Source organism: Prevotella sp. DNF00663, from assembly GCF_001553265.1.
Classification (GTDB): Bacteria; Bacteroidota; Bacteroidia; order Bacteroidales; family Bacteroidaceae; genus Prevotella.
In genome coordinates this window covers 1-9619 of record NZ_KQ960611.1, presented here as the reverse complement: position 1 = coordinate 9619, position 9619 = coordinate 1, and the positions used below count along the sequence as shown (strand labels likewise).

The following is a 9619-nucleotide window of genomic DNA, read 5'->3' as shown; positions in this document are numbered from 1 at the left end:
AGTATATCGTAAGGAGAGTAACCGGGATTTTTGTATTTCCCTATGTCCTCATTGTTGTAGAGTGGTTATGCCTTTCTTAAATCCCAATGCGATAATCTATAACCTTAAAACAAAAAGAATTTAATTTGCTGCAGTGGTTTGCCAGCAACACTGCATCGCCCATTCAGCATTGCTGAAAAGCCGAGACAGCATGGTTGCTAAGCCGAGGCAGTAAACTGAGTTGATAAATTCTTGATTTTATAAGTTCTTCTTTCCCAAGAAGAGGGAGCTTATTTCTAGTTGACAAGTAGGCTAGTTAGGAGTGAGAAGTGAGTGTATTTCTTGTTGGTAAGTGGTTATAAGAAGTGCAATAGCATTGAGGGGGAATGTTTGTTTATGGCTACTTCTTGTACGTTGGATGCTGAACTCTTTGACAAAAATTATGAAATATTTTTATCATCCATTGACCTTTAGATTACTATAAAATACATACCTTTGTAAAAACAAATCTTAATTAGAACCTTCTAACCCATGAATAATGAAAAATAGCCTATCCTTTGTGCGTACGCGTACTATATATATAGTGCTCTTTATCTTGTATATGCCGGTTTCGGCATGGGCACAACGGGCTGTATCTTCAAAAGAAAAGGTGGCTGCTGCGGCACAGGTGATTCAACGTTTCTCTCACGATGACCGTGTTCGTTTGAAACTTTTGGAGCGTAAAACGGGAGAATTGAAAACCTTCAAGCAGCAAGTGAATCATAATAAACTGATTATAGAAGCCACCAGTCGACGACTATTCTGCTCGTATATGGTCGGGCTTGATACGTGATTACTATCTGCCGAGATGGCAACACTATTTTGAACAACAGAAGACAGGTGCGAAATTCGACATCCCGGCATGGGAGAAGAACTTCGTAGAACGGCAGAAAGGATTTAGCAAGGTGACTCCTATAGCCGATAAAGTGGCTTATGGTATTCAGCTTATCAATGAAACAAAAAACATAATAGAATAAATTAAAAACAGGAAAAGATAATAGACATGAAGATACAAGTTGCAATTATAGGATTTGGAAGGATGGGACGCTTCTATTTACAAGAGTTCCAAAAGAACCCGAAATACGAAGTCTGCTACATCTGCGACGTCAGTCCTGTATGCCGGGACGAGGCTCGTCGACTTTCTCCTGAATCCAAAATCGTGGCCGATTCAGACGAAATATTTGCCGATACTGCCGTACGTTTGGTGGTCTTGAGTGCTGTAGCGAGCGATCGTAAAGCCCGTATAGAACAGTCACTTCGGGCAGGTAAGCACGTGATAGCAGAAAAACCCATTGCCGACACAATAGAACATGAGCGCGAAGTGGTGCAATTGGCTAGCCAAAGCGACCTTTTCTGTACGGTCAATCTGTATCTTCGCAATGCTTGGTACCACCATACGATCAAGCAATTTGTTGATTCCGGAGAGATTGGCGACTTGGCTATCCTGCGCATTTGTCACATGACGCCGGGCTTGGCACCGGGCGAAGGCCATTCATCCGAGGGACCTAGCTTCCATGATTGTGGCATGCATTATGTGGATTTGGCGCGTTGGTATGCCGCCAGCGAGTACAAAACGTGGCACGCGCAAGGCGTCAGGATGTGGAATTATCGCGACCCTTGGTGGCTACAGTGCCACGGAACGTTTGAAAACGGGGTGGTGTTCGATATTACTCAGGGCTTTGTCTACGGACAATTGTCAAAAGACCAGACCCACAACTCGTACATCGATGTGATTGGCACGAAAGGAGTGGCACGCATGACGCACGATTTCCACACGGCAAAGGTGGAGTTGCGAGGAGTCACGCAGACCATTGAAGAGGAAAAAGATTTTGGTGGGAAAAACATAGATGTACTTATCGAGTTAATGGCGGAGTCAATCTTGACTGGCAAACGTGATTCTCGATTGCCTTCATTTGCCGATGCTGCTATCGCTTCGGAGTATTCATGGGCGTTTTTCAATGACAGTCTGGAGCATGATTTACCAGTGAAAGGCGACCTAGGTATATTGGAAGAAATCAGAGAACGTCGCCGAAATATGACCGATGGATATGGTCTTCTGCCCCGTAAATAGGGCTTATCGTCTCGTTGATAGATACTAATCTAAACATAAAACATTCACAGTTTAATTCTAACAGTTATGACAAACATCTCAAGACGCAACTTCATTAAGAAAGGAAGTGCAGCACTTGCAGGAATGATTATCGCTCCGAGCATCGTTCCAAACACGGTATTGGGCAAGACACATGGACATGTTTCGCCCAGTGATAAACTCAATATTCTGGGCGTAGGCGTCGGTGGAAGAGGTGCAGCCGACCTCCAAGCCATGGAAACTGAGAACATTATTGGTCTTTGTGACGTTGACTGGAAGTACGCCGGACACGTTTTCGACAAGTATCCGAAGGCTAAACGCTACAACGATTATCGCAAGATGTACAGCGAGATGCTCAAGAGTGCCGATGCCGTTATGGTGGCTACGGCCGACCATACGCACGCTATCATCGCGGCAGAAGCTATTGCTGCGGGCAAACATGTGTATGTTGAGAAGCCTTTGACGCTCTATGCTTACGAGTCACGACTGCTTACCAATTTGGCAAAGAAATACAAGGTGGCTACTCAGATGGGTAATCAAGGGGCGTCATCGGCAGGTGCTCGACAGGCCATCAACTGGTTGTGGAATGGAGAGATAGGCGAGGTAACACGCATTGAAGCTTTCACTGACCGCCCCATTTGGCCACAAGGCATGGCCGCACCCAAAGAGAAGATGTCCATTCCGGATACTTTGAACTGGGACGCCTTTATTGGTCCGGCTCCATATCGTGACTATCATTCATCTTATACACCTTGGAACTTCCGCGGATGGTGGGATTTTGGTTCCGGTGCATTAGGCGATATGGCCAACCATATACTGCAAGTGGCGTTCAAAGGGTTGAACTTAGGTTATCCTAGCGAGGTCATTGGAAGTTCTACAATGCTTATGACCGATGCTTGTCCGACGGCACAAAAGATTACTTATAAGTTTGATGCACGCGAGAATATGCCTCGTTTGGGGCTGCCGGCATGTACATTGACGTGGTACGATGGTGGGCTTTTGCCCGATTATCCGGAAGGACATCCACTCGGAAAGAAGATGGATGTGAATGGTTGCTGTATCTTCTACGGCACGAAAGATACAATGGTGGTGCCGTGTTATGGGCATGAGCCTTATCTCTTATCGGGTAGAAAGCCGGTTGTTCCTGAGCGTCTGCGCGTTGTAAAGGATGACAATCACCAGCAAGATTGGATTCGTGCATGTAAGGAAAGTGCTGCCAATCGTGTGCCGAGTGCTTCCGATTTCAGCGAGTCAGGGCCTCTGAACGAGATGATAGTGATGGGTGTTGCTGCCGTAAGATTGCAAGAATTGGGTCAATGGTTGAAGTGGGATGGTAAGAATATGAGGTTTACGAACATCCCGACAGGCACCAAGATTCGTTCAATCATCGAAGATAAGTTCCAGATTCACGACGGTCATCCAACCTTCGATCGTACTTATAGTGAGCCGGTAGACGCTAATGAACTGGCTGCACGACTCATTCGACCGGTCTATCGCAGTGGTTGGAAGTTGCCCGAAATGCCTGTATTGTAAAGGCTAAGTATTGCGAATATAACGACAATCTTATGTATCAATCAACTAAAAAACTTAATCTGAAAGAATTATGAAACATATATTATTAGCAACTGCCATCGCTGCTACGCTGTTGGCATCGTGTGGTAACAAGACTTGTAAGTGTGGTTGTGCGAATTGTAAGTGCTCTTGTGCGGCATGTACTGGGGCAAATGACGATTCTACTAAGACGCTTGAGGCTGGCAAAGACTATAAGATAGCCGATAGAACCATTATTGATATTAGTAAATATACTCAAGATAAGGATGGATTTATCACCTTGTTCGATGGTAAAACGCTGACCGGATGGCGCGGTTATGGCATGGACGCGACACCCAAGAACTGGAATGTAGAAGACGGTGCTATGCACTTGAAGGGTTCAGGCAATGGAGAAGCACAGGCAGAAGACGGTGGCGACATCATCTTTGCGCATAAATTTAAGGACTTTGAATTGCAGTTTGAGTACAAAATCTCCAAGGGCGGCAACTCCGGTGTGTTCTATTTGGCTCAAGAAGTCACCGTCAATGAAAACGGAAAAGATGTCTATATTCCCATTTGGCAGTCGGCTTCTGAGTATCAGATACTCGACAATGCCAATCATCCCGATGCTCAGTTGGGTGTAGATGGCAATCGTCAGGCTGCCTCTTTGTACGATATGATTCCGGCAAAGCCACAGAATGCCAAGCCATACGGTCAATGGAACACGGCTAAGATTATGGTATATCAGGGTACAGTGGTTCACGCCCAGAACGGAAAGAACGTTGTGGAATACCACTTGTGGACTCCGAAATGGACCGAAATGTTGCAGAATAGCAAGTTCAAAGAAGGTGGAGAGTTCCCTGTTGCATTCCCATTGCTCAACAATATGGGTGGCGATAACCACGAAGGTTACATCGGTTTCCAAGACCATGGTAATGATGTATGGTATCGCAATGTTCGTATCAAAGAACTCAAATAAACTCTGCGGCCTATGAACAATAAGTTTTTATGTTCATGTATGGCGCTGTTGTTGGTTGGATCCGGCGTTGTTTACGGACAGCGCCGAGCCCATCGGCAACATCGGCTCATGCCGAATAAGGAGATGGCATTGCAGCTTTACTCCGTTCGCGACTTGATAGGCGATGCCGAAAAGTATGCCAAGAATCATGTGGAAGTCTTTCAACGGCTCCGACAGATGGGCTATACGGCAGTAGAAGCTGCCAGCTATCGCGATGGAAAATTCTATGGTGTGTCACCTGAACAGTTTAAAAGCGACGTACAGGTAGCCGGCCTCATGCCACTGTCCTCACATGCTACGCGCGTCTTGACCGATGAAGAAGTGAAGAATCACGACTTCACTGCGGCCATGAAATGGTGGAAAGAGGCTATCAAAGCGCACAAAGCGGCCGGCATGACTTATATTGTTACACCATGGGGTGACGTTCCTAAGACGCTTGAAGAGGCACAAACCCTATGCGATTATCACAATGCTGTGGGTAAATTGTGCCGCGAGTCGGGACTTCTCTATGGCTATCATAGCCATTCACACGAGTTTCAAAAGGTGGGTGATGAGGCGTGGTATAACTATTTCGTAAGCCATACCAACCCCGAATATGTCTTCTTTCAGATGGATGTTTATTGGGCTGTGATGGCTCAACAGAGTCCTGTGGAATGGTTCAAGAAGTATCCCGGTCGTTTCAGACTGTTGCATATTAAAGACATGTATGAGCTTGGTAAGAGCGGTATGGTAGGTTTCGACGCTATCTTCAAGCATGCCAAGGAAGCCGGATTGCACGGTTATGTAGTCGAGATGGAAGGTACCGATGGTACGATAGACATCATGGAAGGTGTGAAACGATGCGCTAATTATCTGCGTCGCAGCCCGTTTGTGAAGGCAAGCTATACGCAGAAGTAAGATGTTTATATAGAGAAAGTGGAACTATGCAATCAGCATAGCTCCACTTTTTGTGTTTGTTTACTATTATATATAGGTGTAAAAGCGCTTTTTAATGGCTGTCTTCTACACGGAAACTCACTTTAACGGTCTTCTCTTCGCCCGGCAACAATGTGAAGTAATTGTCTTCGTAGAGCACGGGGAGAATCTGTTCGCCGTCATTACCTTTCAGATTTAAGCGTACATAGTAGGCCGGAACGTCCGACAGGTTCTTTGCTGTCATGTGGCCCACCATTTCATCTCCCTGCTGTTCAAAGTGCTGACTGAATTGTAATTTGGCTTCAGGCAATGCTTTCAGTGCCTGATAGTCGGCTTCCGAGCGAGCCTCGATGTAGAAGTTTTCGGTCACTTTCCGACCGTTTTCTTTCAGTGTCAGGCGTACCAGTCGGATGGGTAAATCGGCCGATAGCAACTCCGCCACGCGCACGGTTTGGTCTTCTGCCACGTCGGCACGATGGTTACGTGTGCTAATCTTGTTGCCCCTGATGTCGAATTGTTCTTCTACTATCTCCACTTGATGTGCTTGCAAGGTGGTGTTTACCACCTCGATATTCTTGGTATGGGCGTTGAGTTGCACGTGAAGTGGTTCACAAGCCTTCTTAATACCGAAGTAAGCAGCTGTCGGTTCGAGGTAGTAGTCATAGGTTTGCCATACCATTGACGGCCAACAAGGATGACTCATCCACATCAACATGCCCTGTCTTGTTTGCTGAGCTGCCTCATACATGGCGCGATGTAGGTCGTAGTTAATCCATTGAGCTTGCTCCGTGAAGGTCTTGGCACTCTGTGGTTGACCGAATCGGGTAGCCAATATCTCGTTGAAGCTGGCACCACGTTGCGCACCCTTTTGGGTGAAGTCGTGCTGTGCCCAAGCAATGGATTGCGGCCAAAGATGTTCGGGTGCGAGCATGCGCTTAAGACTTTCGTAGCTCACGATATTGGGAAGTCCACGCTCAGAGTGTAGTTTCTCGCCCGTATGAGCGAAGTACCAGTCGGCCGGAACTGCCCAGTAAGGACCGTGACCACTCACTCCGTCGTCGGCTGAACTGGAAATATAGCCTAGTTGCGGATGCTCTTTGGCAATACTCTTGCGCAGTGCCTGGTCGAGCGTAGCAGGCGGATAGCCTTCGTTTCGTCCCACGTAGATGCCGATAGAGGCATGTTGGCGAATGCGATAAATATAGTCGTTGGCATTGTCCATGAACATATTCTCCTGATAAGGGTCGGGGCCGTCCCATGGATTAGCAAGCCAAAAGTCTTGCCAAACCACGATACCATACTTGTCACAAGACTCATAAAATTCTTCGTCGCCAATTTGTCCGACCCAATTACGAATCATCGTGAAGTTCATATCGCGATGGTATCGCACGGCAGCATCGTATTCGCGGCCACGGTAGTTGAGGTTGGTTTCAGAGAAACCCCAGTTTCCTCCCTTCGGATCGAGCCTGTGTCCGTTGAAGAATATTTGCAAGGCTGTATCCATGGTTTGATACGATACTTGGCGAATACCGGCTTTGTAACGGATTGAATCAGACGTTCCATCCATCTCTACGGTATATCCTGCGTCGTACAGATAGGGCTCGCCCATGCCGTTAGGCCACCAAAGCCGCATCTTGCGGTTGCGTAGTTGTGGGTATTCGGTGGGTAAGAAGCTGATGTCTTGTGTGGTATTGGCGTTGAGATGTACCCGCTTTTTGAACTTGATTTCACCAATCCATCCATGTATAGTAGCATCTACAGCACGGTTCAAACTATTGGCTACGCGCACGGTAGGCGTCATTGTGGCCAGCGTGTCAGGCGTGTTAAGTTCTGTAGTCACCATTGGGTCGGCTACGCTTACACCGTCGTTAGCAGTCAAGAAGACGTCGTTCCAAATACCAACTTCTCGTCCCGGCGTCGATGTTATCCAGTCCCAACCGATGCTAGCATGGAATGTTGGGTTGTCGGCACCCAATGCTCCGCCGTTCAAGTCGGTACTTTCCTCGTTCTTTATCTTCACAATGCCGGGGTGGGCGTTGTGGATTACCTTTACTTCCAAGGTGTTCTCGTCTGCTCGGAGATATTTCGTTACGTTGAATTTGCCACGTTTGAAGGCGCCGTCTATCTTACCGATGAGGATGCCGTTGAGGCTGATTTCGGCTTTCCAGTTGATACCATCGAAGTTCAACCATACTTGTTTGCCCTTGTATTCTGTAGGTACGGTGAAAGTGTTTCGGTAGTTGAAATCGGAGTTGAAGAATGATTCCGATACCTGGCGGAGGTTATTGTCGAAGTTGGTCGGGGGCAAAGCGCCGATATTAGCATAGCTTGTGAGCACCGTGCCCGGTACAGTAGCCGGTATCCATTGGGTATCTCCGGCACGACAAAGTTGCCAATTTCCACCGTCGAGCCAATAGCGACCGTCTTCCATACCACGTACTTTGGCCGGCTTGGGCGTGAGGCCGCCACGTCCCATCACCTCTATTTCGGCCAGTGCATAACGACGTGTTGAGCCGGGCTTCTGTAGCAGTAGGCGTACGTAGCGGGCATTGCCGTTGCACGAAATATCTTGTATGGCTTTCTTCGTAGGCATCAGTTGAGCTGCATCGGCCCATGTATGACCGTCTTGAGAAGTCTGTATTTTGCCCTGCTGGGGTGCTTCTATCCAGTGCAGACGCACACGGTCAAAGGTTACTTTCGTACCTAAATCCACTTTCAACCATTGTTCTTGTGAGCCGTCGGCCACCCATGCGCTGGTGAAATTCCATGCTGGTGTTACCTCGACAATGCGGTCTGCTCGCTTAAAGTCCATGCTGCTCACTTCCCAGTAAGCACAGCCTGCCATACGGAAGTGTATGCGGAGATATTTTTGATGGAAACTACCGATGGGCATACGCTTCAATAAAGCACGCAAGGGTAGACGTACTACATCGGTCTGCTTGTTGGGATCGGAGCTTACCATCTGCCGTGTAGCGATGCCGGGCAGATTCTTGGAGGCATCGAGATAGATGCGTTCCCACTTCGTTCCATTGTCCGAACCTAGAATTTCAATGCTGTATCCCTTCGTCGCCTTATCGGGATAATAAGCTATTTTGGCATTGAAAGCGATGGAATCAGCTTGCGGTTGCATACCCTCCCAATGCATTTGGATGTAGGTGTCTTCGCCTTTGAGAAAGTTGGATGTGTGGATATTCTGGTCGAGCACACGTTCCTTGTTGCGCAGATCGAGCGTGCCGTCGGGTGTGGAAACCGTGAGTGTGGTCGGTTTTGTGACCGAGGCGATGCCGTCGGTGGCCAACTGTGCCGTCAAATTATAGTCTATCGACGACGAGGCGATAGCTGCTCTGTGCAAGGCTACATTGCGATAAGTGTTGTCTACGACCATTGTCGGGGCAAAGTTTTCGCACGCTCTTCCCGGATAGAGTCCTATTCCGCGCGTACGGGCATGGCCGTTTGCCGAGGCTAGTAAACACACTGAAGCCATCATAGTAGTTAAAATTAAACGTTTGTGCATATAGTAAATTGCTTTTATAGATAGTTTTTACGGATAGTGCAAAGATAATAAAAATAATCAATAAGCTCTTGATTGATAGATAAAATAAGCGAACAGGATTTACTGCATAGCCGTGGCAGAGATGCTGCCTAGCCCATGCAGCAATGTTGAAAGGCCGTTGCAGCATTGCTGAAAAGCCCCTGCAGCGAGATAAGAAAACAAAAAGAGCGTAACAAACTTAATGTTGTTACGCTCTTTTCTGTTGTCCTAGGCGGATTCGAACCACCACAAACAGAACCAAAACCTGTTGTGCTACCATTACACCATAGGACAATTAAGCGGATGCAAAGGTAGTAGTTTTTTGTGTTACTACCAATTTTTTAGTTGACTTTTTTATGATTTCGTGTGATAACAGGTTGCAACGCTGGTATTTTAGAGGTAATCCTTCAGGAGTCCATTATACGAATATCAAAAAAACTGTGGAAACAGAAGAGAAGTAAGCAAAGAATAAAGAATACAAAATATATAATGAGAACTCTGCAAAACTCTTAGTTTA

The 9619-nt window shown here is 47.0% G+C and carries 7 protein-coding genes and 1 tRNA gene; 6 read left to right on the top strand and 2 right to left on the bottom strand.

Annotation, left to right across the window (positions count from 1 at the left end; all coding sequences use genetic code 11):
• Nucleotides 1-517 precede the first annotated feature (517 nt).
• From HMPREF3034_RS04670 to HMPREF3034_RS04645, 6 genes are all read left to right on the top strand, one after another.
• Nucleotides 518-811 carry a hypothetical protein gene (locus HMPREF3034_RS04670; RefSeq protein ID WP_062433606.1) on the top strand — a complete coding sequence of 98 codons (294 nt, stop codon included), beginning with the start codon at nt 518-520 and terminating at the stop codon, nt 809-811.
• Complete coding sequence (locus HMPREF3034_RS04665) at nt 801-995, top strand: alpha-N-acetylglucosaminidase C-terminal domain-containing protein (RefSeq protein ID WP_036900693.1); 195 nt, start codon at nt 801-803, stop codon at nt 993-995. Before HMPREF3034_RS04670 ends, HMPREF3034_RS04665 begins: the two co-directional genes overlap by 11 nt.
• Before the next feature lie 26 nt (nt 996-1021).
• Nucleotides 1022-2089, top strand: a complete 1068-nt coding sequence (locus tag HMPREF3034_RS04660; protein WP_036900691.1) for a Gfo/Idh/MocA family protein — start codon at nt 1022-1024, stop codon at nt 2087-2089.
• A gap of 66 nt (nt 2090-2155) precedes the next feature.
• Nucleotides 2156-3640, top strand: coding sequence for a Gfo/Idh/MocA family protein (locus tag HMPREF3034_RS04655; protein WP_197421729.1), 1485 nt, complete (start codon nt 2156-2158; stop codon nt 3638-3640).
• A gap of 70 nt (nt 3641-3710) precedes the next feature.
• Nucleotides 3711-4616, top strand: a complete 906-nt coding sequence (locus HMPREF3034_RS04650) for a 3-keto-disaccharide hydrolase (protein WP_062433601.1) — start codon at nt 3711-3713, stop codon at nt 4614-4616.
• A 12-nt stretch (nt 4617-4628) separates the two neighbouring features.
• Nucleotides 4629-5552, top strand: coding sequence for a sugar phosphate isomerase/epimerase family protein (locus HMPREF3034_RS04645; protein ID WP_062433598.1), 924 nt, complete (start codon nt 4629-4631; stop codon nt 5550-5552).
• Nucleotides 5553-5643: 91 nt separating this feature from the next.
• Here the strand turns inward: HMPREF3034_RS04645 and HMPREF3034_RS04640 are convergent, their stop codons facing one another.
• Nucleotides 5644-9084 (bottom strand): glycosyl hydrolase 2 galactose-binding domain-containing protein, encoded by a 3441-nt coding sequence (locus HMPREF3034_RS04640; RefSeq protein ID WP_156431038.1) that lies wholly within the window; start codon nt 9082-9084, stop codon nt 5644-5646.
• Between the two features lie 241 nt (nt 9085-9325).
• A tRNA-Gln gene (locus tag HMPREF3034_RS04635) sits at nt 9326-9396 on the bottom strand.
• Nucleotides 9397-9619 lie beyond the last annotated feature (223 nt).